25 protein-coding genes are annotated in these 26520 nt (G+C 58.9%); 16 read left to right on the top strand and 9 right to left on the bottom strand.

The window, feature by feature from the left end:
- Nucleotides 1–11 precede the first annotated feature (11 nt).
- On the bottom strand, nt 12–824 hold the full coding sequence (locus tag ACYZUD_RS17385; RefSeq protein ID WP_462019412.1) for a cytochrome C assembly family protein: 813 nt from the start codon (nt 822–824) through the stop codon (nt 12–14).
- 195 nt (nt 825–1019) lie between these two features.
- Here ACYZUD_RS17385 and ffh point away from each other — a divergent pair, with 195 nt between their 5' ends.
- The 10 genes from ffh to ACYZUD_RS17335 all read left to right on the top strand — a co-directional run bounded on the left by ffh (nt 1020) and on the right by ACYZUD_RS17335 (nt 10050).
- Nucleotides 1020–2396 carry a signal recognition particle protein gene (gene ffh / locus ACYZUD_RS17380; protein ID WP_462019411.1) on the top strand — a complete coding sequence of 459 codons (1377 nt, stop codon included), beginning with the start codon at nt 1020–1022 and terminating at the stop codon, nt 2394–2396.
- 250 nt (nt 2397–2646) lie between these two features.
- A complete protein-coding gene (gene rpsP, locus ACYZUD_RS17375) occupies nt 2647–2898 on the top strand; it encodes a 30S ribosomal protein S16 (protein WP_007944872.1) in 252 nt (83 codons plus the stop codon).
- A gap of 5 nt (nt 2899–2903) precedes the next feature.
- Nucleotides 2904–3440 carry a ribosome maturation factor RimM gene (gene rimM / locus ACYZUD_RS17370; RefSeq protein ID WP_462019410.1) on the top strand — a complete coding sequence of 179 codons (537 nt, stop codon included), beginning with the start codon at nt 2904–2906 and terminating at the stop codon, nt 3438–3440.
- The gene (trmD, locus tag ACYZUD_RS17365; protein ID WP_154503229.1) at nt 3422–4195 is read left to right on the top strand and encodes a tRNA (guanosine(37)-N1)-methyltransferase TrmD; all 774 of its coding nucleotides are present in this window, start codon (nt 3422–3424) and stop codon (nt 4193–4195) included. Before rimM ends, trmD begins: the two co-directional genes overlap by 19 nt.
- Before the next feature lie 45 nt (nt 4196–4240).
- Nucleotides 4241–4591, top strand: coding sequence for a 50S ribosomal protein L19 (gene rplS, locus ACYZUD_RS17360; protein ID WP_003175895.1), 351 nt, complete (start codon nt 4241–4243; stop codon nt 4589–4591).
- A 134-nt stretch (nt 4592–4725) separates the two neighbouring features.
- A complete protein-coding gene (xerD, locus tag ACYZUD_RS17355; protein ID WP_084321881.1) occupies nt 4726–5622 on the top strand; it encodes a site-specific tyrosine recombinase XerD in 897 nt (298 codons plus the stop codon).
- A gap of 255 nt (nt 5623–5877) precedes the next feature.
- Nucleotides 5878–6609, top strand: coding sequence for a bifunctional protein-disulfide isomerase/oxidoreductase DsbC (dsbC, locus tag ACYZUD_RS17350; protein WP_462019409.1), 732 nt, complete (start codon nt 5878–5880; stop codon nt 6607–6609).
- A 134-nt stretch (nt 6610–6743) separates the two neighbouring features.
- Nucleotides 6744–8048, top strand: a complete 1305-nt coding sequence (locus ACYZUD_RS17345) for a homoserine dehydrogenase (protein ID WP_462019408.1) — start codon at nt 6744–6746, stop codon at nt 8046–8048.
- Nucleotides 8049–8114: 66 nt separating this feature from the next.
- Nucleotides 8115–9539, top strand: coding sequence for a threonine synthase (thrC, locus tag ACYZUD_RS17340; RefSeq protein ID WP_462019407.1), 1425 nt, complete (start codon nt 8115–8117; stop codon nt 9537–9539).
- A 223-nt stretch (nt 9540–9762) separates the two neighbouring features.
- Complete coding sequence (locus ACYZUD_RS17335) at nt 9763–10050, top strand: DUF3509 domain-containing protein (protein WP_462019406.1); 288 nt, start codon at nt 9763–9765, stop codon at nt 10048–10050.
- A gap of 170 nt (nt 10051–10220) precedes the next feature.
- Here the strand turns inward: ACYZUD_RS17335 and ACYZUD_RS17330 are convergent, their stop codons facing one another.
- Nucleotides 10221–11066, bottom strand: coding sequence for a TIGR02285 family protein (locus tag ACYZUD_RS17330; RefSeq protein WP_462019405.1), 846 nt, complete (start codon nt 11064–11066; stop codon nt 10221–10223).
- A gap of 67 nt (nt 11067–11133) precedes the next feature.
- The gene (locus ACYZUD_RS17325) at nt 11134–12333 is read right to left on the bottom strand and encodes a CaiB/BaiF CoA transferase family protein (protein ID WP_462019404.1); all 1200 of its coding nucleotides are present in this window, start codon (nt 12331–12333) and stop codon (nt 11134–11136) included.
- Between the two features lie 147 nt (nt 12334–12480).
- On the opposite strand from ACYZUD_RS17325, the gene ACYZUD_RS17320 reads away from it, so the two are divergent.
- The 3 genes from ACYZUD_RS17320 to ACYZUD_RS17310 all read left to right on the top strand — a co-directional run bounded on the left by ACYZUD_RS17320 (nt 12481) and on the right by ACYZUD_RS17310 (nt 16160).
- On the top strand, nt 12481–13023 hold the full coding sequence (locus ACYZUD_RS17320) for a YaeQ family protein (protein WP_008151638.1): 543 nt from the start codon (nt 12481–12483) through the stop codon (nt 13021–13023).
- 66 nt (nt 13024–13089) lie between these two features.
- Nucleotides 13090–14799, top strand: coding sequence for a single-stranded-DNA-specific exonuclease RecJ (recJ, locus tag ACYZUD_RS17315; protein ID WP_462019403.1), 1710 nt, complete (start codon nt 13090–13092; stop codon nt 14797–14799).
- Nucleotides 14800–15053: 254 nt separating this feature from the next.
- Entirely contained in the window at nt 15054–16160 is a 1107-nt protein-coding gene (locus ACYZUD_RS17310; protein ID WP_462019402.1) for an NADH:flavin oxidoreductase/NADH oxidase, read from the top strand.
- A 140-nt stretch (nt 16161–16300) separates the two neighbouring features.
- On the opposite strand, the gene ACYZUD_RS17305 is transcribed toward ACYZUD_RS17310, so the two are convergent.
- Nucleotides 16301–17926, bottom strand: coding sequence for a glucan biosynthesis protein D (locus tag ACYZUD_RS17305; RefSeq protein WP_462019401.1), 1626 nt, complete (start codon nt 17924–17926; stop codon nt 16301–16303).
- Between the two features lie 414 nt (nt 17927–18340).
- Between ACYZUD_RS17305 and ACYZUD_RS17300 the strand changes: the two genes are divergently transcribed.
- The gene (locus tag ACYZUD_RS17300) at nt 18341–18526 is read left to right on the top strand and encodes a hypothetical protein (protein WP_462019400.1); all 186 of its coding nucleotides are present in this window, start codon (nt 18341–18343) and stop codon (nt 18524–18526) included.
- Nucleotides 18527–18621: 95 nt separating this feature from the next.
- Here the strand turns inward: ACYZUD_RS17300 and ACYZUD_RS17295 are convergent, their stop codons facing one another.
- Nucleotides 18622–19134 (bottom strand): BRO-N domain-containing protein, encoded by a 513-nt coding sequence (locus ACYZUD_RS17295; protein ID WP_462019399.1) that lies wholly within the window; start codon nt 19132–19134, stop codon nt 18622–18624.
- 439 nt (nt 19135–19573) lie between these two features.
- Here ACYZUD_RS17295 and ACYZUD_RS17290 point away from each other — a divergent pair, with 439 nt between their 5' ends.
- Both ACYZUD_RS17290 and ACYZUD_RS17285 read left to right on the top strand, forming a co-directional pair.
- Nucleotides 19574–20824 carry an AAA family ATPase gene (locus ACYZUD_RS17290; protein ID WP_462019398.1) on the top strand — a complete coding sequence of 417 codons (1251 nt, stop codon included), beginning with the start codon at nt 19574–19576 and terminating at the stop codon, nt 20822–20824.
- A gap of 2 nt (nt 20825–20826) precedes the next feature.
- Nucleotides 20827–21453, top strand: coding sequence for an RloB family protein (locus tag ACYZUD_RS17285; RefSeq protein ID WP_462019397.1), 627 nt, complete (start codon nt 20827–20829; stop codon nt 21451–21453).
- 56 nt (nt 21454–21509) lie between these two features.
- On the opposite strand, the gene ACYZUD_RS17280 is transcribed toward ACYZUD_RS17285, so the two are convergent.
- From ACYZUD_RS17280 to ACYZUD_RS17265, 4 genes are all read right to left on the bottom strand, one after another.
- Nucleotides 21510–22994 carry an APC family permease gene (locus tag ACYZUD_RS17280; RefSeq protein WP_462019396.1) on the bottom strand — a complete coding sequence of 495 codons (1485 nt, stop codon included), beginning with the start codon at nt 22992–22994 and terminating at the stop codon, nt 21510–21512.
- Nucleotides 22995–23218: 224 nt separating this feature from the next.
- Entirely contained in the window at nt 23219–24643 is a 1425-nt protein-coding gene (locus ACYZUD_RS17275; protein WP_462019395.1) for a gamma-aminobutyraldehyde dehydrogenase, read from the bottom strand.
- 130 nt (nt 24644–24773) lie between these two features.
- Nucleotides 24774–25583, bottom strand: coding sequence for an ABC transporter permease (locus tag ACYZUD_RS17270; protein WP_462019394.1), 810 nt, complete (start codon nt 25581–25583; stop codon nt 24774–24776).
- The gene (locus ACYZUD_RS17265; RefSeq protein WP_462019393.1) at nt 25573–26520 is read right to left on the bottom strand and encodes an ABC transporter permease; all 948 of its coding nucleotides are present in this window, start codon (nt 26518–26520) and stop codon (nt 25573–25575) included. The genes ACYZUD_RS17270 and ACYZUD_RS17265 overlap by 11 nt, the downstream gene beginning before the upstream one ends.

Below are 26520 nucleotides of genomic sequence, written 5' to 3'. Positions count from 1 at the left end.
AATGCCGCCCGTCAGATGTGCAGGATGTATTCACGGACCAGCTTGCTGCCGAAATACGCCAGCATCAGCAGGCAGAAGCCGGCGAGGGTCCAGCGAATGGCCTTGTGTCCGCGCCAGCCGAGGCGGTTACGGCCCCAGAGCAGCACACTGAAGACGATCCAGGCCAGGCACGCCAGCAAGGTTTTGTGCACCAGGTGCTGGGCGAACAGGTTGTCGACGAACAGCCAGCCGGAAATCAGCGACAGCGAGAGCAAGGTCCAGCCGGCCCAGAGGAAGCCGAACAGCAGGCTTTCCATGGTTTGCAGCGGCGGGAAGTTCTTGATCAGCCCGGACGGGTGTTTGTGCTTGAGTTGATGGTCCTGAACCAGTAGCAGCAACGCCTGGAACACCGCGATGGTGAACATGCCGTAAGCCAGGATCGACAAGAGGATGTGGGCGAGTATGCCCGGCGCTTCGTCAATGACCTGTACCGTGCCGGCGGGGGCGAATTGCGCCAGCAGTACGGTCGCGACCCCTAGCGGGAACAGCAATATAAGCAGGTTCTCCACCGGGATCCGCGAGCAGGCCAGCAGCGTCAGCGCGATGACCGCGGCGGCAATCAGGCTGGCGGCGCTGAAGAAATCCAGGCCCAGGCCAATCGGCGTCAACAGGTGGGTGAACAGGCTGGCGCTGTGAGCCAGCACGGCCAGTACGCCGAGCGTGACCAGCAGGCGCTTGCTCGCCTTGGCGCCGGTGGCCAGACGAGTGCCCTGATAGAGGGTCGCAGCGGCATACAAGCAGGCGGCGGCGAGAGTAGTAAGCAAGCTGGGTGACAAGGGGAGCATAAATCCTGTTAGGCAAGCCCGAAAGGCGCTGAGTTTGGCATAGAACCCACACAGCACGAAAGTGCGAGGTGTCCGCCAGACGCAGTCTTCGCTATAATCCGCGACCTGCCCACGCCGCAGGCTCGCCGAGCACATGTTTATTCCGGTCTGGGCCGCCATTATCCCGGTCTACACAGGGCCTGAAAGGATCGCGCAATGTTTGAAAACTTAACCGACCGTCTCTCGCAGACGCTGCGCCATGTCACCGGCAAGGCCAAGCTGACCGAGGACAACATTAAAGACACCCTGCGCGAAGTGCGCATGGCGTTGCTCGAAGCCGACGTCGCCCTGCCGGTGGTCAAGGACTTCGTCAATTCGGTCAAGGAACGCGCCGTCGGTGCCGAGGTGTCGCGCAGCCTGACGCCGGGCCAGGCCTTCGTGAAGATCGTCCAGGCCGAGCTCGAAAGCCTGATGGGCGCGGCCAACGAAGACTTGAACCTGAGCGCCGTTCCGCCTGCCGTCGTATTGATGGCCGGTTTGCAGGGCGCGGGTAAAACCACCACCGCCGGCAAGCTCGCGCGCTTCCTTAAAGAGCGCAAGAAGAAGTCGGTCATGGTCGTGTCCGCGGACGTTTACCGTCCGGCGGCGATCAAGCAGCTGGAAATGCTCGCGGGTGAAGTCGGCGTTACCTTCTTTCCGTCCGACCTGAGCCAGAAGCCGGTCGACATCGCGCAAGCGGCTATTAAAGAAGCAAAACTCAAATTCATCGACGTGGTCATCGTCGATACCGCCGGTCGTCTGCACATCGACGAAGAGATGATGGGCGAGATCAAGGCGCTGCACGCCGCGATCAACCCGGTCGAAACCCTGTTCGTGGTCGACGCCATGACCGGCCAGGACGCCGCGAACACGGCCAAGGCCTTCGGCGATGCACTGCCGTTGACCGGTGTGATCCTGACCAAGGTCGACGGCGATGCCCGTGGCGGTGCCGCACTGTCGGTCCGTGCAATCACCGGCAAGCCGATCAAGTTCATCGGTATGGGCGAGAAGAGCGATGCGCTCGAGCCGTTCCACCCTGAGCGTATTGCTTCGCGCATCCTCGGCATGGGCGACGTGCTCAGCCTGATCGAACAAGCTGAAGCGACCCTCGACAAGGACAAGGCCGACAAGCTGGCCAAGAAGCTGAAGAAGGGCAAGGGTTTCGACCTCGAAGACTTCCGCGATCAGCTGCAACAGATGAAAAACATGGGCGGCCTCGGCGGCCTCATGGACAAACTGCCAAACATCGGCGGCGTCAACCTGGCGCAGATGGGCAACGCCCAGGGCGCGGCAGAGAAGCAATTCAAGCAGATGGAAGCCATCATCAACTCCATGACCCCGGCCGAGCGCCGCGACCCTGAGTTGATCAGCGGTTCGCGCAAGCGCCGGATCGCCATGGGTTCCGGCACCCAGGTGCAGGACATCGGTCGCTTGATCAAGCAACACAAGCAGATGCAGAAGATGATGAAGAAATTCTCCGCCAAAGGCGGAATGGCCAAAATGATGCGCGGCATGGGCGGTATGTTGCCCGGCGGCGGCATGCCGAAAATGTAAAGAATCCGCGCCGGCAGTCATGTCGGCGCAGACCCGCAGGGATGCGGGATCTCCAGCAAACCCGCACTTGGCGGGAGCTGACTGGCCGTTTTCAACGACGGCTCTATAGCAAATCTGGATGGCGGCCGATAGACCGCCGGAAAAAGTCATTTGCAAAAGTCCGGATATTCCTTAGAATATGCGGCCTTTCGGGCACCTATGCCCGCTGTGCCTTTAGATTTGCAGCACCGACTACAGGAACGATGTTCACATGCTAACAATCCGTCTTGCCCTTGGCGGCTCCAAAAAGCGCCCGTTTTACCACTTGACCGTAACCGACAGCCGCAACCCGCGCGACGGTTCGCACAAGGAACAGGTTGGTTTCTTCAACCCTGTTGCTCGTGGTCAAGAAGTCCGTCTGTCCGTGAACCAAGAGCGCGTAGCCTACTGGCTGAGCGTTGGTGCACAACCTTCTGAGCGCGTTGCTCAGTTGTTGAAGGACGCTGCTAAGGCTGCGGCCTGAGCAATATGAACGCGACGCCAGCTGTTGCTGATGATTTGATCGTTATCGGCAAAATTTATTCTGTTCATGGCGTTCGCGGCGAAGTGAAGGTCTTTTCCTTTACTGATCCGATTGCAAACCTGCTGGACTACAAAACCTGGACGCTTAAGCGTGACGGCAATGTAAAGCAGGTAGAGCTGGTCAGCGGACGCGGGAATAACAAATTCCTGGTCGCAAAGCTCAAGGGTCTCGATGATCGTGAAGAAGCTCGTCTTCTGGCCGGTTATGAGATCTGCGTGCCACGCAACCTGTTCCCTGAACTGACCGACGGCGAGTACTACTGGTACCAGCTGGAAGGTCTCAAGGTCATCGACACCCTCGGGCAACTGTTCGGGAAGATCGATCACCTGCTGGAGACTGGCTCGAACGATGTCATGGTGGTCAAGCCTTGCGCTGGCAGCCTGGATGATCGCGAACGCCTGTTGCCCTATACGGAGCAATGCGTGTTGGCCGTCGACCTTGCCGCAGGCGAGATGAAGGTGGAATGGGATGCGGACTTCTAAGCGTGGCTAACTTGCGCGTAGAAGTGATCAGTTTGTTTCCCGAGATGTTCTCCGCCATCAGCGAGTACGGCATCACCAGTCGTGCGGTGAAACAGGGGCTGTTGCAGCTCACCTGTTGGAATCCGCGAGACTACACGACGGATCGACATCACACTGTGGACGATCGCCCATTTGGCGGTGGTCCGGGCATGGTGATGAAGATCAAGCCCCTGGAAGATGCTCTGGTTCAGGCCAAGGCAGCAGCCGGGGAGGCGGCGAAGGTGATTTACCTGTCCCCCCAAGGCCGTCAACTGACTCAGTCGGCGGTACGCGAGTTGGCGAATCTGGATGCACTGATCCTGATTGCCGGCCGCTATGAAGGCATTGACGAGCGTTTTATTGAAGCTCATGTCGATGAAGAGTGGTCGATTGGCGACTATGTACTGTCTGGCGGCGAGCTGCCGGCGATGGTCCTGATCGATGCGGTTACACGACTGCTGCCTGGAGCTTTAGGGCATGCGGACTCCGCCGAGGAAGATTCCTTTACGGATGGTTTGCTGGATTGCCCGCACTACACCCGACCGGAGGTGTATGCGGATCAGCGTGTTCCCGACGTATTGCTAAGTGGCAATCACGCGCACATCCGGCGTTGGCGTTTACAGCAGTCCCTTGGTAGGACCTTTGAACGACGCGCCGATCTTCTGGAAAGCCGCTCGCTTTCTGGAGAAGAGAAGAAGCTGCTCGAGGAATACATCCGCGAGCGGGACGATAGTTAACAACGTATCGATGGTAGATCCGACGATTTACCTTAGGAGCACAGCATGACTAACAAAATCATCCTTGCACTCGAAGCAGAGCAGATGACCAAAGAGATCCCTACCTTTGCCCCGGGCGACACTATTGTCGTTCAGGTGAAAGTGAAGGAAGGCGACCGTTCGCGTCTGCAAGCGTTCGAAGGTGTTGTTATCGCCAAGCGTAACCGCGGCGTAAACAGTGCTTTCACCGTTCGTAAAATCTCCAACGGTGTTGGCGTAGAGCGTACTTTCCAGACCTACAGCCCGCAAATCGACAGCATGGCCGTTAAACGTCGCGGTGACGTACGTAAAGCCAAGCTGTACTACCTGCGTGACCTGTCCGGTAAAGCAGCTCGCATCAAGGAAAAACTGGCTTAAGTCCAGCTTCCGATGCAGAAAAAAGCAGCCTACGGGCTGCTTTTTTGTTGCCTGCAATTTATGCGTGTAATGGTTCCGCAGGCAGGCGCGCTATGAAAGACTGTCCAGTCGTTACTTGTCTTGCCTGAGCCTTTATGCCCGCCATCGATCACCCACTGATAGACCAATTCCTCGATGCCCTGTGGCTGGAGAAAGGTCTTTCCGATAACACCCGTGATGCCTATCGCAGCGACCTGGCCCTGTTCAACGGCTGGCTGCAGGACAAGGGCCTGGAACTGATCAACGCCGGACGCGAGCTGATCCTCGATCACCTGGCCTGGCGCCTGGAGCAAAACTACAAACCCCGTTCAACCGCGCGATTTCTCTCTGGCGTGCGTGGCTTCTATCGCTATCTGCTGCGGGAAAAGCTGATTGCCGTCGATCCGACCTTGCGTGTCGATATGCCGCAGCTCGGCAGGCCACTACCCAAGTCCTTGTCGGAAGCAGATGTTGAGGCCTTGTTAAAAGCACCGGACTTGAGTGAAGCCATCGGCCAGCGTGACCGCGCCATGCTCGAAGTGCTTTACGCTTGCGGCTTGCGGGTGACGGAGCTGATCAGCCTGACGCTGGAGCAGGTCAACCTGCGCCAAGGCGTGCTGCGAGTGATGGGCAAGGGCAGCAAGGAGCGTCTGGTGCCGATGGGCGAGGAAGCGATTGTCTGGGTCGAGCGCTACATGCGTGATGCCCGTGGCGAGCTGCTCGGCGGACGTCCCAGCGATGTGCTGTTCCCCAGTCAGCGTGGCGAGCAGATGACCCGTCAGACCTTCTGGCACCGTATCAAGCATCAGGCCAAGGTCGCCGGGATCGGTAAGTCGCTGTCGCCGCATACCCTTCGCCATGCCTTCGCCACGCACTTGCTAAACCACGGCGCCGACCTGCGAGTGGTGCAAATGCTCCTCGGCCACAGCGATCTGTCGACCACCCAGATCTATACCCACGTCGCCCGCGCACGCTTGCAGGACCTGCACGCCAAACATCACCCACGCGGCTGAATGAGATCCTTGTGGGAGCGAGCCTGCTCGCGAAGACGGTATAACATTCAAAGCAGTGTTGACTGTCAGATTGCCTTCGCGAGCGGGCTCGCTCCCACACTTGAATCTGCGCAGATCAAATGTCTTGCGACAGGTGCATTCGGCCCCACGGGCCTTATGTGGTAGGCTTTGCCGGTTTGCACGATGGGCGGTTATGACCCGGTGTTTCGGCACGGGCGTTCTGATCGTCCCATTTGTCCGCCTTCAGGAGTTCTCATGCGTCTGACCCAGATTTTCGCCGCCGCAGCCATTGCGTTGGTCAGCACCTTTGCCGTCGCCGATGACGCGGCCGACAAAGCCATTCGTAAAAGCCTGGAAAACCTCCAGCTCGAAGTGCCGGTAGAAAGCATCACCGCCAGCCCGCTGCCGGGCCTGTACGAAGTCAAACTCAAGGGCAGTCGCGTGCTCTACGCCAGCGCCGACGGCCAGTACGTCGTCCAGGGCTATCTGTTCCAGCTCAAGGACGGCAAGCCGGTCAACCTGACCGAGAAGACCGAGCGCCTGGGCATCTCCAAACTGGTCAACGAGATTCCAGTCGCGGAAACCGTGGTTTACCCGGCGATTGGCGAAACCAAGTCGCACATCACCGTGTTTACCGACACCACCTGCCCGTACTGCCACAAACTGCACGCCGAGGTGCCTGAGCTGAACAAGCGCGGCATCGAAGTGCGTTACGTGGCGTTCCCGCGCCAGGGCCTCGGCTCGCCGGGTGACGAACAGCTGCAAGCGGTGTGGTGCTCGAAGGACAAGAAAGCCGCCATGGACAAAATGGTCGACGGCAAGGAAATCAAGGCCGCCAAGTGCGATAACCCGGTTTCCAAACAGTTCGCCCTCGGCCAGTCGATCGGCGTGAACGGCACACCGGCCATCGTTTTGGCCGACGGTCAGGTCATTCCGGGCTACCAGCCTGCGCCACAAGTCGCCAAACTGGCGCTGGGCGCGAAGTAAATTCGCATCGTCACGGTCAGCCATTGACGATCATGGTCCGGTGGCAACATTTGCCGGGCCATTAATAGAGAACCGCGAGCATGCGGTTGTTTTCACGGCCGGCCTTGAGTCGGCCGTTTTATGGGGAGTTCACAGTGAAACCGGTCAAAGTAGGCATCTGTGGGTTAGGGACCGTCGGTGGCGGTACCTTCAACGTACTTCAGCGCAACGCCGAGGAAATTGCTCGTCGTGCCGGGCGTGGGATCGAAGTGGCACAAATTGCCATGCGCACGCCAAAGCCTCAGTTCCAAACGACCGGTATTGCGATTACCAACGATGTCTTCGAAGTGGCCACGAACCCTGAGATCGACATCGTTATAGAGCTGGTGGGCGGCTACACCGTTGCCCGCGAGCTGGTACTCAAGGCCATCGAGAATGGCAAGCATGTGGTCACCGCGAACAAGGCACTGATCGCCGTTCACGGTAATGAGATTTTTGCCAAGGCACGCGAAAAAGGCGTGATCGTGGCGTTCGAAGCTGCGGTAGCCGGTGGTATTCCGGTGATCAAGGCGATCCGTGAAGGCCTGTCGGCCAACCGCATCAACTGGGTCGCCGGGATCATCAACGGCACCGGTAACTTCATCCTCACCGAAATGCGCGAGAAGGGTCGCACCTTCGAAGACGTACTCGCCGAGGCACAAGCCCTGGGATATGCCGAAGCGGATCCGACCTTCGACGTTGAAGGCATCGACGCGGCCCACAAGCTGACGATCCTGGCCTCCATTGCGTTCGGCATCCCGCTGCAATTCGACAAAGCCTACACCGAAGGCATCACCAAGCTGACCACCGCTGACGTGAACTATGCCGAAGCCCTGGGCTATCGGATCAAGCACCTCGGTGTAGCTCGCAGCACCGCTGCCGGCATCGAGTTGCGCGTCCACCCGACGCTGATCCCGGCCGATCGCCTGATCGCCAACGTCAACGGCGTGATGAACGCGGTGATGGTCAATGGTGACGCTGCCGGTTCGACCCTGTTCTACGGCGCTGGCGCCGGCATGGAGCCGACCGCTTCGTCGGTGATCGCCGACCTCGTGGACGTGGTTCGCGCCATGACCTCGGACCCGGAAAACCGCGTGCCGCATCTGGCCTTCCAGCCAGATTCGCTGTCGGCCCATCCGATCCTGCCGATCGAAGCCTGCGAAAGCAGCTACTACCTGCGCATCCAGGCCAAGGACCATCCGGGTGTGTTGGCTCAGGTCGCGAGCATCCTGTCGGAGCGCGGCATCAACATCGAATCGATCATGCAGAAAGAAGTCGAAGAACACGACGGCCTGGTGCCGATGATCCTGCTGACCCATCGTGTGCTCGAGCAGCGCATGAACGATGCGATCACCGCTCTGGAAGCCTTGGCGGGCGTGGTCGGTCCGGTCGTACGGATCCGCGTCGAGCACCTGAACTAAGCCGTTATCGTTCACCGGGCCCGCATGCGGGCCCGGGTTTGCGAACACTGTCTATTGGAGCCAGTCATGCGTTATATCAGTACCCGCGGCCAGGCACCGGCCCTGAATTTCGAAGACGTCCTGCTGGCAGGTTTAGCCACTGACGGCGGCCTGTATGTGCCGGAAAACCTGCCACGTTTCACTCAGGAAGAAATCGCTTCCTGGGCCGGCCTGCCGTATCACGAGCTGGCCTTCCGGGTGATGCGCCCGTTCGTTGGCGGCAGCATTCCCGATGCCGATTTCAAAAAAATTCTGGAAGAGACCTACTCTTCTTCAGAGCAGGGCGTGTTTTCCCACAACGCCGTGGCACCGTTGCGCCAGCTGAACGGCAATGAATGGGTGTTGGAGCTGTTCCACGGCCCGACCCTGGCGTTCAAGGACTTCGCCCTGCAACTGCTCGGTCGTCTGCTCGACTACGTGCTGGAAAGACGCGGTGAGCGCGTAGTGATCGTCGGCGCCACCTCGGGCGACACCGGTTCGGCCGCCATCGAAGGCTGCAAGCACTGCGAAAACGTCGACATCTTCATCCTGCACCCGCACAACCGCGTGTCCGAAGTGCAGCGTCGCCAGATGACCACCATCTTCGGCGAGAATATCCATAACATCGCCATCGAAGGCAACTTCGATGACTGCCAGGAAATGGTCAAGGCCAGCTTCGCCGACCAGAGCTTCCTCAAAGGCACGCGTCTGGTGGCGGTGAACTCGATCAACTGGGCGCGGATCATGGCCCAGATCGTTTACTACTTCCACGCAGCCCTGCAGTTGGGCGGCCCGGCGCGTTCGGTATCGTTCTCGGTGCCGACCGGCAACTTTGGCGACATCTTCGCCGGTTACCTGGCTCGCAACATGGGCCTGCCGATCAACCAGTTGATCGTCGCCACCAACCGCAACGACATCCTGCACCGCTTCATGAGCGGCAATCAGTACGTCAAGGAAACCCTGCACGCCACGCTGTCGCCGTCGATGGACATCATGGTGTCGTCGAACTTCGAGCGCCTGCTGTTCGACCTGCACGGTCGCAACGGCGCGGCGATTGCCGGCCTGATGGACACCTTCAAGCAGGGGGGCGGTTTCAGCGTCGAACAGGAACGCTGGACCGAAGCCCGCAAGCTGTTCGACTCCCTGGCCGTGGATGACGCGCAAACCTGCGAAACCATCGCCGAAGTCTATGAGCAGACGGGCGAGTTGCTGGACCCGCACACTGCAATCGGCGTGAAAGCTGCGCGCGAATGCCGTCGCAGCCTGGATATTCCGATGGTGATCCTGGGCACCGCCCATCCGGTCAAATTCCCGGACGCGGTGGAAAAGGCTGGCGTGGGCAAAGCGCTGGAACTGCCGGTGCACCTGGCTGATTTGTTTGAGCGCGATGAGCGCTGCACCGTGCTGCCGAATGACCTGAAAGCCGTTCAGGCCTTCGTCAGTCAGCATGGCAATCGCGGCAAGCCTCTGTAACCGGTAAACGCTGTACCTGAAAAAGCCCGTCTCCTGACGGGCTTTTTCGTTTGCGCAGAAGGGGGGCTGTTTTTCCTCTGTCATCTTTGCCGTGCATGCTCTATCGACCGGTAACGCCGATGCGTCTGCAGTTGAAATCCAGAACTTTCTTCTCGGGCCGGTGGTCATTTACTGTGAGCACGCCCCAGGCACTTTGTTTTCGGACTATTGAGTGGTGATCGAGATGGAAAGTATCAGTCTATTGCTCGGTGAGGCTCTGAGCCCGTATCAGGTAACGTTGACCCCGTCGGGTGCCCATGGCGAATGCTTGGTGACACTCAAGAGTGCGACCGGCGCTATCATGGTCGAACGGGAGTTCAATCAGGCCCAGTTGACCGATAAGCGTCTGCTGACGGATGTCGTTGATGGCTTGCACCGCGACGTGCTGATTGCCGAAGGACGTCTTGAGCCCTGCGTGATCGCGGCGTTGCGCAATGCTGCACAGGACAAGCTCCTGGCCAGTCGAAATTGAATTGTTTTTTGTGGGAACCTTCCGGGCCCACAGTCAGTCAGACCATGTAACAGCAGGATCAAGCATTGTGCTCCGGTGCTTGTAGCTTGCTGCCACTGGTCTTTATGTAGGCCACGTTTAACCCCGAGTCGTCTCCCCACTTCTCGGGGTTTCTTTTTGCCCGCGATTTGTCATTGCTGCGGCCGATGTTCGAAATACACCCTGGATTCCTCCAGGTACGCGCTGCGACTTTCCGGGTCGAGCCATGCGGCGTAAGCCTCGCTCAATCGCTCATGGGGCAGTGTGCGCAGCAACTGGTTGATCTCGACGATCGCCTGCCGACCCTTGGGCGTGTCGGTACAGCCGATGTAACCGGACAAGAATTTCTCCGCGCCGCGAATCGGGTAAAACTGCAACTCATCCTCTGCGATCCCTTGCTGCTGGGCCTGGTAGCGTATTTCCGGGCGGTATCCCAGCAACAGCCGCAAACGCCCCAGACGTTGCATTTGTAGCAGGCTGCCCAAGGCATCATTGCCGTAGTGGAGGGTAAGCGCGCCAGGCGGTGCTTGTTTGAGCAGCGCGTCGAGGTACTCACCGTAGTTGCGCTCGGCAATAATGCCCAACTTCTCGCCGCCGCTAGCCAGGAAGGCCGCCAGGTCCAGTTCACCGTCCTGGATGAAGGGTGCAAGGGTCTCACGGTCAACGCGCCGCACGGCCACGCCGTTACTCATTGCCCGAAACACCGGAATGGAAAACGCGATCCAGCGTTCGCGTTCCTTGCTCCGGTTCAGCGCTGCATCGCACGTAAGGGAGGGTTCGTGGAGCATTTGTAAGGCGCGAGCACGATTGACCCGCATTAAGGTGTGTTCGTATTGCGGCATGCCGGCAATCAACAGCGGCAGCAGTTGATCGATGACGCCTTGACCCTTTTTCGGTCCTTCGAAAATCGTCAGCGGTGGCAGATCCCGCAAAAGCCAGACCATGGTTTCCTTGGGTTGCGCCATCGCTGGCGGGACAGGACCGACGAGCAGGAACATCGCCGCGAGCGCATATACCACTCGGGCGCGGTAGTGAGTGATGAGCAGCGAAAGCAGACGCTTCAGCCTAGATGGCCCCGTCTTCACGCAGCTGTGCGATCTGTTCCATGTCGTAACCAAGGTCGTGGAGTACCTGCGCATTGTGTTCGCCCAACTGCGGCCCGACCCATTCCGAAGTGCCGGGTGTCTCTGAGAGTTTCGGCACGATTCCCGGCATCTTGAAATCTTTGCCGTCAGGCAGCTTGGCCTTCAGGAACATTTCCCGCGCCAGGTACTGCGGATCGCTGAACATGTCTTCGGCGCTGAAGATCCGGCTGGCCGGTACGTCAGCCTGATTCAACTGCTCGATGATGACGTCCAGCGGCAGCGAGTTGACCCAGCGATCAATGACCCCATAAATCTCGTCGCGACGGCTATCGCGTCCGTCGTTGCTCGCCAGCACCGGGTCGTTGGCCAGGTCTTCGCGGCCGATGATCAGCATGAAGCGTTTGAAGATCGCATCGCCATTGGCGCCGATCTGCACATGTTTGCCGTCGGCACTGGTGTGGATCGAGGAGGGCGTGATGCCCGGCATAATGTTGCCGGTCCGTTCGCGGATGAAGCCGAACACGTCGAACTCCGGGACCATGCTTTCCATCATGGCGAAGATCGCTTCATACAGCGCCACATCCACCACTTGCCCCAGGCCACCGTTGACCTCGCGATGGCGTAGAGCCATCAGTGCGCCGATCACGCCCCAGAGCGCGGCAATCGAGTCACCGATGGAAATCCCGGTACGCACGGGCGGGCGGTCTTCGAAACCGGTGATGTAGCGCAGGCCGCCCATGGATTCACCGACCGCGCCAAAGCCTGGCTGATCTTTCATCGGCCCGGTCTGGCCGAAGCCCGAGAGACGCACCATCACCAGTTTCGGGTTCAGCGCGTGCAAGACTTCCCAGCCCAACCCGAGTTTTTCCAGCACGCCGGGGCGAAAATTCTCGATCAGGATGTCCGCTTCGCCGAGCAGCTTTTTCAGGATCGCCAGGCCGTCCGGGTGTTTGAGGTTCAGGGTCAGGGACTTCTTGTTGCGCGCTTGTACGAACCACCAGAGTGAAGTGCCTTCGTACAACTTGCGCCATTTGCGCAAAGGATCGCCGCCGTCGGGGGATTCGATCTTGATTACCTCGGCGCCGAACTCACCGCAAATGCGTGAGGCAAACGGCCCGGCGATCAAGGTGCCCAATTCGATGACTTTCAGACCTGAGAGCGGTTTGGCGGTAAGCGGCATGCGGGATCCTGTAGGACAAAGGCTTGGCTGATGGAGCGTTGTAGCATAGCCGGGCGTCAGACGACCAAGGTAGATGGTCGCGAATTCGTGGATTGCCCGCTGCATCGGTTAGACTTGCCGACTTTCCTCGTATCAAGAAGCCCGTTCATGGCCCAGCCGTCCACGACCTACAAGTTTGAACTGAACCTCACCGACCTCGACCGCAGCGTCTACGAGAGCGTGAAGCAGACCATCGCCCGTCACCCTTCGGAAACCGAAGAGCGCATGACCGTGCGGCTGCTGGCCTACGCCTTCTGGTACAACGAGCAGCTGTCGTTTGGCCGTGGTCTGTCAGACGTGGATGAGCCAGCCCTGTGGGAAAAGAGCCTGGACGACCGTGTCCTGCACTGGATCGAAGTCGGCCAGCCGGACGCCGATCGCCTGACCTGGTGCTCGCGCCGTACCGAGCGCACCAGCCTGCTGGCCTACGGCAGCCTGCGCGTCTGGGAAACCAAAGTGATCCCGGCGATCAAGAACCTGAAAAACGTGCACATCGCCGCGGTCCCGCAGGACGTGCTGGAAACCCTGGCCAAAGACATGCCGCGCGTTATCAAGTGGGATGTGATGATCAGTGAAGGGACGATTTTCGTGACCGACGACCGTGGTCAACATGAAGTTCAGTTGCAGTGGCTGAGCGGCGAACGCGGCTGATTTTTCGCAGTTGGTCCGCGTCATCCGGTTTTATCCTACGTATTCAAGAGAAGCATCTGTCACCCCATGCGCATCGAACCTCGCCTGTTGCCCGACACCTTGCCATTCCTCGGTGATCTACCGCCGCTGCTGACTCGCCTGTACGCGGCGCGGGGTGTGCAGTCCGAAGCCGAACTGGACAAGAGCCTGGCGCGGCTGATTCCGTTCCAGCAGCTCAAAGGCATCGATGATGCGGTGGATTTGCTGGTGACGGCGCTGGAACAGCGGCAGCGGATTTTGATCGTTGGCGACTTCGACGCTGACGGCGCGACGGCCAGTACCGTGGGCATGTTGGGTTTGCGCCTGTTGGGCGCGGCTCACGTCGATTATCTGGTGCCAAATCGATTCGAGTATGGCTACGGTCTGACCCCGGAAATCGTCGAGGTGGCGCTGACCCGTGAGCCGCAGTTGCTGATCACCGTGGACAACGGAATCTCCAGCGTCGAAGGCGTGGCCGCGGCGAAGAAGGCTGGTTTGAAGGTGCTGGTCACCGATCACCACTTGCCGGGCGATGAACTGCCGCTGGCCGATGCCATCGTCAACCCCAATCAGCCAGGTTGTGGGTTTCCGAGCAAGGCGCTGGCCGGTGTCGGGGTTATTTTCTATGTACTGATGGCCCTGCGCGCGCGTTTGCGCAGCCTCGGTTGGTACGAGAGCAAGCCGCAGCCGAATATCGGCGAGTTGCTGGACCTGGTGGCGCTGGGCAGTGTCGCCGACGTGGTGCCGCTGGATGCCAACAACCGGATTCTGGTGCACCAAGGCCTGGAGCGGATTCGTGCCGGTCGTGCGCGGCCGGGGATCAAGGCGATCCTCGAAGTGGCCAAGCGTGACCATGGGCGCATCACCTCCACCGATCTGGGGTTCATCGTCGGCCCGCGCCTGAACGCAGCCGGGCGGCTGGATGACATGAGCCTGGGCATCGAATGCCTGCTCACTGAAGACGCGGGTCTGGCGCGTGAAATGGCGGCCCAGCTCGATGGCATGAACCAGGACCGCAAATCCATCGAGCAGGGCATGCAGCGTGAGGCGCTGGCTCAGCTCAAGGACTTGCCGGTGGAGTCGATGCCGTTCGGTTTGTGCCTGTTCGATCCCGAGTGGCATCAGGGTGTCATCGGAATCCTCGCCTCGCGTATGAAAGAGCGCTATTTCCGCCCGACGATCGCCTTTGCCGATGCCGGCGATGGGCTGCTCAAAGGCTCGGGGCGTTCGGTCCAGGGGTTTCACATTCGCGATGCATTGAGCGTGGTGGCTGCGCAACATCCGAACCTGATCAGTAAATACGGCGGCCACGCGATGGCGGCTGGCCTGACGCTGCCGGAAGCGAATTTTCCGTTGTTCGCCGAAGCCTTTGACGCCGAAGTGCGTAGGCAATTGCGTGAAGAAGACCTGACCGGGCGTCTGCTGTCGGACGGCACCCTGGCGGTCGAAGAGTTTCACCTGGAGTTGGCCCGCGCCTTGCGCCACGCCGGACCTTGGGGGCAGCACTTCCCGGAACCGCTGTTTCATGGGGTGTTCCAGTTGGTCGAGCAGCGTGTCGTTGGCGAACGGCACCTGAAAGTGGTGCTGAAAAGCGAATGTGGCTCGGTGAAGCTCGATGGCATCGCGTTTGGTATTGATCGCGATATCTGGCCGAACCCGACCATCAAATGGGTGGAATTGGCCTACAAACTCGATCTCAACGAGTTTCGTGGGAACGAGACCGTTCAGTTGATGATTGCCCACATCGAACCGCGTTGAGCCCTCAAGATCGCAGCCTTCGGCAGCTCCTTCGGGTGTACGCCGGCCCATGCAGGAGCTGCCGAAGGCTGCGATCTTTTCTTGAACCCTCCGCTGATCCCCGTTGTCGACTAGGCTCTAAGCACTGCTTGAAATCCTTGTGACGTCTTGTCGAATTTTTTGCCCGCGGGGGCGGGTGCTTCACCTCTTTCCTGTCACTCGTCGACTTTTCAAACAGAACCCTGGAGCCTGCCCACTGATTCGAGAGGTGCCCCATGAGTCTGCTGCTTGAACCCTATACCGTTCGCCAATTGACCCTGCTTAACCGCATCGCGGTGTCGCCGATGTGCCAGTACTCCAGTGTCGATGGACTGGCCAATGACTGGCACCTGGTCCACCTCGGTAGCCGTGCTGTCGGCGGGGCCGGTCTGGTGTTTACCGAAGCGACGGCGGTCACTGCCGACGGACGCATCACCGCCGAAGACCTGGGTCTGTGGAATGATGAACAGATCGAGCCCCTGCAACGCATTACCCGCTTCATCGCCGCTCAAGGCGCCGTGGCTGGCATTCAACTGGCCCACGCCGGGCGCAAGGCCAGCACCTTTCGGCCATGGCTCGGCAAGCATGGCAGTGTCAAACCCGAGGACGGCGGCTGGATCCCGGTCGGGCCTTCACCGATCGCTTTCGACCCTCAGCACACTGCACCGAAGCAGCTCGATGACGGCGCGATCGCCGACGTCATTCAGGCCTTTGTCGATTCGGCAAAACGGGCACTGACCGCGGGTTTCAAGGTGGTCGAAATACACGCCGCCCATGGATACCTGTTGCACCAGTTTCTGTCGCCCCTGAGTAATCAGCGACGCGATCAATATGGCGGCTCGTTCGAAAACCGGATTCGGCTGGTGCTGCAAGTCACCGAAGCGGTGCGGGCGGTATGGCCAGAAGAGTTGCCGGTGTTTGTGCGAGTGTCGGCCACCGATTGGGTGGAAGACGGCTGGAATCCCGATGAGACCGTGGAGCTGGCGCGACGCCTCAAGGGGTTGGGCGTGGACTTGATCGACGTTTCTTCGGGCGGTACGGCGGCCAATGCGGAGATTCCTACAGGACCTGGTTATCAGACCCGCTTCGCCGAGCGCGTACGCAAGGAGTCAGGCATTGCCACTGGCACTGTCGGAATGATTACCGAGCCTGCGCAGGCCGAGCACATTCTGCGCACCTGTCAGGCCGACATCATCTTCCTCGCCCGTGAGCTATTGCGTGATCCGTACTGGCCGCTGCATGCCGACGACGACCTGGGCGGACACAAGGCTATCTGGCCGGCGCAGTATCAACGGGCAACCCATCGTGATCAGCCGATTCATGAGTCGGATTTGCGCGACTGAGTGAAGCTGTAAAACCAAAAAGCCCCGGCCAGTTTGGTCGGGGCCTCTTAACATCAAAAGATCGCAGCCTGCGGCAGCTCCTACAGGGGAATGCGATCCAATGTAGGAGCTGCCGCAGGCTGCGATCTTTTGATTTGCCGTCAGGTGTACTTACGCTTCTCCGGCGCTGGCGGGAAATACTGGTACAACCAGGTCTCACTCAGCGTCCGGTCATTGGTGCGAATGAACAACCGCAGCTCCACTGGCACCACGCTGTCATTGGTCGGGTACCAGTCGAAGGTGATGCGGTAACCCTTGATGTCATCGAGCACCAGCACGTTGAAGTCCTTCACTTCGCCGTTCGAGCAAGTGACCACCGGCTCGATCCCTGTGCCTTCGGGCAAGCGGTCCAGACCGCCACCGTTGAAGTCCACGGCAAACCGCCGTGCCCAGACTTCCGGATAATGCTCGCCAGGCGCCCAGCCCTCGATGAAGCCGCCCATGCCCGAACGGGTCGCGTGGACCCGCGCCAGCGGCGTGCCGACCGGTGGCAGTGCGCTCCAGTAGAGCTTGTAGCCGTAGTTCAACGAGTCGCCGGCCGCCACCGGTTTTTTCGGGGTCCAGAACGCGACGATGTTATCCAGGGTTTCGCCGGTTGTAGGAATCTCCAACAGATCGATAGAGCCTTCGCCCCACGCAGTTGTAGGTTCGACCCACAGGCTTGGGCGTTTGCTGTACCAGTCGACGGTGTCCTGATAGTTGGCGAATTCGTGATCGGTCTGTACCAGCCCGAAACCTTTCGGATCGGTGTCGGCAAAGGCATTGAATTGCAGGGTGGCCGGATTGTTCAGCGGACGGCAGATCCACTCGCCGTTGCCGCGCCACATGGCCAGACGGTCGGAGTCGTGGATCTGCGGGTGAATGGTGTCGCACATGCGCCGTTCATGGGTGCCGCAACTGAACATGCTGGTCATCGGCGCGATGCCCAGTTGTTCGATGGCGGTGCGCGCATTGATGTGAGCGTCAACCTCCATCACCACGCGTTCGGCCTGGCAATCGATGTCGAAACGGTAGGCGCCGGTGGCGCTCGGCGAGTCCAGCAGGGCGTAGACCACGAAGCGGGTGCTGTCCTTGCCCGGGGTCTCGAACCAGAACTTGGTGAAGTCCGGGAACTCCTCACGCTTCTTGGCATAAGTGTCGATCGCCAGACCGCGGGCCGACAGACCGTACTGGCCGGTGGCGTCTACCGCACGGAAATAACTGGCGCCGAGGAAGGACAACACATCGTGCCTGTCCAGCTCCGGGGCCTTGAACAGCTTGAACCCGGAAAAACCCAGATCCCCCGTGAGCTGCTTGGTATCGACCGTGGTTTTTTCATAGTTGAACAGGGAAGGGCGGAAATGCACCTCCCGCGCCAGACGCGTCTTGGGATCGACGCTGTACATGCGCACCGGCTGCTTGAAACCCATGCCGACGTGGAAAAACTGCACATCCAGCTGACCGTTCAGGTCTTTCCACAGCGAGTGGTTGCCGTCGTAGCGGATCGCGTTGAAGTTCTGCGGGGTCATGGTCGCCAGGGTCGGCGGCAGCACCTGCTTGGTGTCCTGATAGCGACTGCTGGCGAGTTGCTTGGCCTGGATCTTCAGCGCGTCGAAGTCGAACGCCTGGGCCTCGCCATCAGCGGCGCCATTGCCCGCCCAGGCTCGAGCGGCCAGCAGGCCGGTGGCCGACAAACCGGTGTAGGCCGCGATGGCCATGGACGCTTTGAGCAAATTCCTGCGGTGCATAAGTACAACCTGTCGTGAACAATCCCGCGCCGTTCCTGGCACGTACTGGATCAAAAATGGAGGTTCGGACATGCCTTCGGCCAAACGCAACGGACTTTAAACAGATGCCAAATAGCTTAAACCGTTCGGTCGCAGAGAAAAAATGATTGATTGCACTACGCCAGCGTAGCAATGAAACAAGACATGTCGGTTAACGTTTCCCACAGTGCTTTCTGATTTATAGGGCATTTCTGCTTTTTTCGACTAATTACTCTAAAAACCGCTTTTCAGCGCCCGGATAGTTCCTATTCTATGGGCATGACCGGTTTCTGCCCTCAGGCCGGTGGGGTTCAGTTGGCACCAGGTGGCTGCTGAAAAAAGGGTAGGGCGATGCGGTTTTTGAAGTTTTCTTTGACGTATAGAAGGACATCGTCCATGTCGAAAGTACAAGGCATCACCGAAATGTTGGGAATCTTTCCGTGCCTGGCTACCGGCCGGCGAAGGCGCCGTCTCAATTCCGAGGAGATGAAGTTGGTGGAACGGTATCGCGAGTTGTCGGAGAGTGATCGGATTGCGATGCGGTATCTGGTGGATGCGATGCGGAGTGTTTCGCGGTTTTGACGGCGGTGGTGACCGTGAAAGCCATTGAATAGGTGTACCTGAACCAAAGGGGCCGACTGTGAAGTCTGCCCCTTTGTCGTTTACTCACCCTGCTTTCAACTGCAAGTGCCCATGGTCGGGAATGGTCGTTGTGCCTGCATCAGATCAGGCATGTCCCGCCACTTGACCCAGGCCGAATGTAGCCAATGCAGCAGCGGCACAGAGATCCCGGCCCATTGCAACGAACTCAGGCTAGGACTGTTATCCACAGATGCCACGTTCGACTCACGCCGCATCGGAATGACCTCGTTGCTCAACCATTGGCGCAGGTTTCGGTTTTCCGGGACGAAATGGTGGACCAGAAGTGCGTACATCCCTGATTCGCTGACCATCAGTGATTCGATGGTTTTGCCGTCCTTTAGCAACCAAACGTATCGGCGCTGATCTGGATCGAGTTTCAGAGTGAGGCGTTGATCCATCGGGCGTCCCATCAAACGTCCCAAATCATGGACGCAGAACCAGGCTTGGTTTGCTTGCATGATGGCGTGGAGGAAACGGTTGTGGCGGGTGAAAACGGTTGGGGTGAAATGAGGATGGATTTCAGACGGATTTAGCGTGTGCTCAAGCATTTTTTCGACTCCATGTTGAAAAAGGAGCCGCCACTAATCCTTCGACAGATTTGGGTGGCGGACCGTGCGGCGTTCGAAGTCGGGACATTCTCGATCAACATGTAAGCCAAGAGGCCCGCGCCACACGGCCCACCATAAAGCGAAGCTGAAAGGCAAAAATTGCCCCAGTTCATATGGGGGCGCGGATGCGCCATGTTGATGAGTTACCGGCTTCGACCCCGGATCGCTGATTTGGCAGCGACGGGATGAAGCCTATCGGTCAGGCGCTCGCGGCGCCAAGTCTACTCTGGCGCCGCGTGTTGTAGGAATCAGTGTCTTTTTCGGAAGGCTTGATCTGTAGGAATTGCCTGTTTTTGCCTGAAGTGCAGAGGCACAGCGCCGAACTAATAGTTTTTCCTATAGTTTTTCCGCTTTCAGTCATGAACTGCGGGTTTACTGCATGTTGATCGAATTTTCAGTTTCCAATTATCGCTCCTTCCGTGAGAAGCAAACCTTGTCCATGGCTGCGGCAGCGCGCCTGAGCAAAAAGCGCAACGTATTCAAGCCACCCGTAAATGGAGAAAAGTTGCCCGACTTGCTGAAGGTGGCCGCGATTTACGGACCCAACGCATCCGGCAAATCTTCTCTAATCCGGGCGATGGGGGTTGTGGGGAATTTGCTCGCTTCTACAGCCACTTTAAACGATGAACCTCTACCGGTTTCACCGTTTCGTTTTGACTCGCAGCTCAAGAACGAACCCAGTTTCTTTGAATACAACTTCATTCAAGGTGGGCTCCGATATCGGTTTGTCCTGCGCGTGACTGCGCAGCGGATTACCGAAGAGAAATTGGTTTCATATCCCAGAGGCAAAGAAGCGCTGTTGTATGAGCGTCGTTTCGATGATGAAGGGGAGAGGTATGTCTTGGGCTCAAGCCTTGAGGGCGGCAAAGAAGTTCACAAAGCCTGGCAGCGTTTGACCAGCCCTAAGATGTTGTTTATTTCGCAGGCAGTTGCGAACAGCAACGAAGAGCTTACTCAGTTGAGAGTGCCGTTTAGCTGGTTTCAAACCGGCCTCCTCGTTATTGAACAGAACAACATGATTGGCCTGTCTGCAGCGTCGATCAGGTTTCTGCAGATGGCATCGAATTACACGTGTGATTTACGAGACTTTCTAAAAGAAGTGGATATTCCGGTGTCCACGATCCAGCTCAATACCGATGCAGACTCCGTTCCGACTGATAAAAAACTCACGCTCAAAGAGTTCTTCGCTGCAGCCCAAAAAGACAAAGTGACCCTGACGCACACAAGTCTTTTGGGAAGAGCCGAGTTTGATTTTTCAGAAGAGTCAGGCGGCACGAAAAACCTGATTGGATTCTGGCTGCCTTGGTTCATGATCAATCAGGCAGATGGGAGCGGGGTACTGTCTGTCGATGAACTGGACAGCAGCCTTCATCCAGCCATAGTCGCGGAGCTGATTGAGAAACATCTGAATAGCGGGCGGGATACTCAGTTGATCTTCACTACTCACGACACACACTTGATGAATGCCAAGACTCTTCGACGCGATCAGTATTGGATCACCGAACGCGATGCTAATGGTTCAACCGATCTTTTTTCCGTTCATGATTTTGAGGGGCGAGAGGGAGAGAATGTCGAGAAACGCTATTTTGAGGGTCGTTACCGCGGTTTACCGCTGATAAGGCGGAGGTGACTATGGTGCGGTCGGCAAGATCATTTGATCGAAAGGCCCCGCGATTCAAGCCTCAACCCAAAGTGTTGGTTCTCTGTGAGGACAGCCAGTCCGGAAAACGATATCTGGAAGAGGCCGCATTTCATTTTCGCGCCAAAGCCCAGGTTGAAATCGTCCACTGCGGAGTCACACACCCAAGCGGCATCGTGGAAAGAGCCATCGCCCGTCAGAAATGGTTCGAGAAGGTGTTTTGTGCGGTGGATCGCGATACGCACATATGCTTTGAGCGAGCCATCGATATGGCTAAGGCACATCCAAAAATCCACGTAATTGCCTCGTATCCCTGTTTTGAGTTTTGGCTACTTCTGCACTTTGGGTTCAATCGAAAGCCATTCAGAGCTGTCGGGAAAAACTCTCCGGGCGACCTGGTAACCAGGAGCCTCAGAGAAAAACCAAACATGGGAACGTACGAGAAAGGCAAAGACACCAACTACTTCGCTCAACTTCTGGGTGAGCCATTCCAAAAGGCGAGAATACTGGCACCCAAGATTCTTGAGGACGTCGCTATTAGCGGCGAACCTAATCCCAGCACCGAGATCCATTTGCTGATGGATGAGTTCGAAGCCCTCTCCAAACCGCAACCGATCTAGCACCATGAACCCTGCCCGTATCTGCGGGCAGGGTGTTTGGTCGAAAGGCGAATATTTTACCGACTAACCTTCCACGCATCCCCCGCCGGCGCCGTCCCATGGTCATACGGCTTGGCAATCCACATATAAAGCAGACCCAGCCCAATCACGATCGCAGTGCTCAACACCATGGCGTAGTTGATGTACCACGCCGCATCCGGCGTGCGCGGCCAGGCCATGTTGATGATTGCGCCGACGCCGTAGACCAGCGCGCCGATGTTCACGGCCCAACCCCAGGCGCCGAGGGTGAATTTGCCGCTCGGTTTCCAGCCCTTCATGCGTGCATACAGCGCTGCGAGCACGATCATCTGGAACGCCAGGTAGATGCCGATGGCCGCGAAGCTGACGATGGTTGCCACCGCATCCTGCAGGAAGAAGCCCAGGATGATGATCAGCGCCGGCAGGACACCGGACACAAACAGCGCCGCAACCGGAACTTGAGTCGTAGGGGAAATCTTCTTCAGCAGTGAGCTACCGATAACCATTTCATCCCGAGCGTAGGAATACAGCAGACGACTCGCCGCCGCTTGCAGGCTGATGACGCAAGAGATGAAGGAAATCATCACCACGCCCATCACCACTTTTGAACCCACCGGGCCGAAGGCGTTGTTAAGGATGGTGGTGACCGGGTCTTTGTCGGTGCCATTGATGACCGCTTGCATGTCCGGCACGGCGAGGATCAGCGCCAGGCAGGCGAACATCGCCGCGATGCCGCCAATGTAGATGGTCATGCGCATGGCCACCGGGATCTGTTTGCTCGGGTTCGGGGTTTCTTCGGCCACGTCGCCGCAGGCCTCGAAGCCGTAGTACAGGAACATCCCCGCCAGCGAGGCGGTGAGGAACGCAGGCAGGTACGAGCCATCCACGCTGATATCGAAGGTGTTGAACAACATGCTGATCGATTGATGACGCTCGAAGATCAGCAGGTAAACGCCGACGATCACGGCACCGACCAGTTCGCAGACAAAACCGAACATGGCAATGCGCGCCAACACTTTGGTGCCGCTGAGGTTGACCAGGGTAGCGAACAGCGTCAGAAACAGTGCGATGACAATGTTGGTGTTGTTGCTCGGTTCAAAGCCCATCATCGCGGCCAGGTACGGACCCGCACCGACGGCGACGGCGGCGATGGTGACGCACAGCGCGATGGAGTAGATCCAGCCGACCATCCACGCCCAGCGTTTGCCCACCAAACGGCGTGCCCACGGATACACGCCACCGGAAATCGGGAACTGCGAGACCACTTCACCGAAGATCAGGCACACCAGCAACTGGCCACAACCGACCAGCAAATAGGCCCAGAACATCGGTGGCCCACCGGCGGCCAGGCACAGGCCGAAGAGGGTATAAACCCCTACGACCGGGGAGAGGTACGTGAAGCCCAGGGCGAAGTTTTCCCACAGGCTCATGCTGCGATTGAAGTTTGAGGTGTAACCCAGTTTGCGTAGCTGCTCGGCGTCGCTGTCGGCAACGGCTGCAGAGAGATCGGGTGATGCACTCATGGTTGTCAGCTCCGGAAAATCGGCAGATTTCGGATGTCCGAAACCTTGGCGGGGCCATGACGGCTCAGCCAGGATCGGTGGTTATTGTTTTTGAGTTGCGGTGAATCCTGGGTGCTGCTGAAGCGCCAACTTCGTCCTTGAGTTCGTGGTGAGGCCATCGCGAGCAGGCTCGCTCCCACAGGGGAATGCGATCAAATGTGGGAGCGAGCCTGCTCGCGATGCTTTTAGTGCTTGAACATCACATGCCGAACGACGGTGTAGTCCTCCAGCCCGTACATGGACATGTCCTTGCCATACCCGGACAGTTTCTGACCGCCGTGGGGCATTTCGCTGACGAGCATGAAGTGCGTATTCACCCACGTGCAGCCGTACTGCAAACGTGCGGACAAGCGATGCGCGCGACCGACGTCCGCGGTCCAGACCGAAGAGGCCAGGCCGTAGTCCGAATCGTTGGCCCAACCCAGCACCTGCGCTTCATCGGTGAATTTGGTCACCGAGACCACCGGCCCGAACACCTCGCGACGAACGATCTCGTCGTCCTGCTGCGCGTCGGCCAACACCGTTGGTTCGAAGAAGAAGCCATTGCCTTCAACGGCCTTGCCGCCGGTGATCAAACGGATGTGCGATTGCGCCACGGCACGCTCGACAAAACCCGTCACGCGGTCGCGATGTTGCGCAGTGATCAACGGCCCCAGCTCCGTCGACGGATCATCCTGCAAGCCGTACTTGATGCTGCTGACCGCTTTGCCGAGTTTCTCGACGAATGTGTCGTAGATGCCTTCCTGCGCGTAGATACGGCAAGCGGCGGTGCAGTCCTGGCCGGCGTTGTAGAAACCGAACGTGCGAATACCTTCCACGGCGGCGTCGATGTCGGCGTCGTCGAAGATGATCACCGGCGCCTTGCCGCCCAGTTCCATGTGCATGCGTTTGACGCTGTCGGCGGTGCTGGAAATGATGTTGGAACCCGTGGCGATCGAGCCGGTCAGCGACACCATGCGCACTTTCGGGTGTGTGACCAGCGGGCTGCCGACCGTAGGACCACGGCCGAATACCAGATTGAGCACGCCGGCCGGGAAGATTTCCGACGCCAGTTCCGCCAGTCGCAGGGCGGTCAGCGGGGTTTGTTCCGACGGCTTGAGCACCACGGTATTACCCGCGGCCAGGGCCGGGGCGATTTTCCAGGCGACCATCATCAGCGGGTAGTTCCACGGCGCAATGGAGGCGATCACGCCCACCGGGTCGCGACGGATCATCGAGGTGTGGCCGTGCAGGTATTCACCGCCCGCCGAACCGCTCATGCAACGGCTGGCACCGGCGAAGAAACGGAACACGTCGGCAATGGCCGGAATTTCGTCGTTCAGCGCCGCGCTGTAAGGCTTGCCGCAGTTGTCCGATTCCAGTTTGGCCAGCTCTTCGCCATGGGCTTCGATGGCATCGGCGAGTTTGAGCAGCAGCAGCGAGCGCTCTTTCGGTGTGGTTTGCGACCAGCTTTCGAAGGCGCTGTCGGCGGCACGCACGGCGGCATCGACCTGGGCTTCGCTGGCCTCGTTGATTTCCACCAGCACACGACCGAGGGCCGGGTTGAACACCGGTTGGGCGGGGCCTTCGCCGTCGATCAATTGGCCGTTGATCAAGAGTTTGGTTTGCATGGCATTGTCCTCTTTGATGCTGTTCTTGTTTTCTGTGGGAGCGAGCCTGCTCGCGATGTTTTTGGCATCTTCGAGGACGCCATCGAGAGCAGGCTCGCTTCCACAGGGTTAGTCGGTGTCCGTTACGAAGTTATTTTCCACCGCTGCCCGCAACGCTTTCGCCGCCACGGGTCAGGTAATAGGCGCCGAGGATCGGCAGCATGGTCACCATCATCACCAGCATCGCGACGACGTTGGTCACCGGCACGTCGCGTGGGCGGCTGAGCTGGTTGAGCAGCCACAGCGGCAGGGTGCGTTCGTGGCCGGCGGTGAAGGTGGTGACGATGATTTCGTCGAACGACAGGGCAAACGCCAGCATGCCGCCGGCCAGCAACGCCGAGCCGAGGTTCGGCAGGACGATGTAGCGGAAGGTCTGCCAGCCATCGGCGCCGAGGTCCATCGACGCTTCGATCAAACTGTGGGAAGTACGGCGCAACCGGGCGATGACGTTGTTGTAGACGATCACCACACAGAAGGTCGCGTGGCCGACGATGATGGTGAACATCCCTGGCTCGATCCCCAGCGTCTTGAACGTCGCCAACAACGCGATCCCGGTGATGATCCCCGGTAGCGCAATCGGCAGGATCAGCATCAGCGAGATGCCTTGCTTGCCGAAGAAATCCCGCCGGTACAACGCCGCTGACGACAGCGTGCCGAGGACCAGCGCAATCAGCGTTGCGACGGACGCAATCTGCAATGACAACTTGATCGCTTCCAGCACGTCCGGCCGTGAGAACGCGACGCCGACCCACTTCAGGGTGAAGCCCTTGGGCGGAAAGCTGAACGCTGCGTCTTCGGTGTTAAAGGCGTAGAGGAAGATGATCAGGATCGGGAAGTGCAGAAACACCAAACCGCCCCAAGCTGCGATTTTCAGGCCTAAAGAAGCTTTCTCAGAGTGCATCGAAGGCCCCCAGTCGTTTGACGATGGACAGGTAAATGGCGATCAGCACGATCGGCACCAACGTGAAGGCCGCCGCCATCGGCATGTTGCCGATCGCGCCTTGCTGGGCGTACACCATGCTGCCGACGAAGTAGCCCGGCGGGCCGACCAGTTGCGGCACGATGAAGTCGCCCAGGGTCAGGGAAAACGTGAAGATCGAACCGGCCGCGATGCCCGGAATCGACAGCGGCAGCGTGACTTGCATGAAGGTCTGGCGCGGCGTGGCGCCGAGGTCGGCCGAAGCTTGCAGCAACGATGGCGGCAGACGTTCAAGCGACGCCTGGATCGGCAGGATCATGAACGGCAGCCAGATGTAGACGAACACCATGAAGCGGCCCAGATGCGAGGTCGACAGCGTGCTGCCGCCCACCCCCGGAATGCCCAGCACGAACTGCAACACCGGCTCCAGCCCCAGGTGCTGAACGAACCATTGCGCCACGCCGCCCTTGGCCAACAGCAAGGTCCAGGCGTAGGCCTTGACGATGTAACTGGCCCACATCGGCATCATCACTGCGATGTAGAAAAACGCCTTGGTTTTGCCGGTGGTGTAGCGCGCCATGTAGTAGGCGATCGGGAACGCGACGATGGCGCTGGCGATCGACACGGCAATCGCCATCCCCAACGTGCGCAGAATGATGTCGAAGTTCGATGGCTGGAACAGCGCTGCGAAGTTCGCCAGGGTCAGGTCGGGCGTGACCGCCATGGTGAAGTCATCGAAGGTGTAGAAGCCTTGCCACAGCAGAACCAGCAGCGAGCCGAGGTAGATCGCGCCGAACCACAGCAGCGGCGGTACCAGCAGCATCGACAGGTACAGGTTCGGCCGGCGATACAGCAGGTTGGAAAACCTGCGCAACGGCGAGCCGCCGGCCGGGGTTTGAGGGAGAGCCACGCTGGTCAT

The organism is Pseudomonas sp. XS1P51 (assembly GCF_054897845.1).
This window is presented reverse-complemented; position numbering and strand designations above follow the sequence as displayed.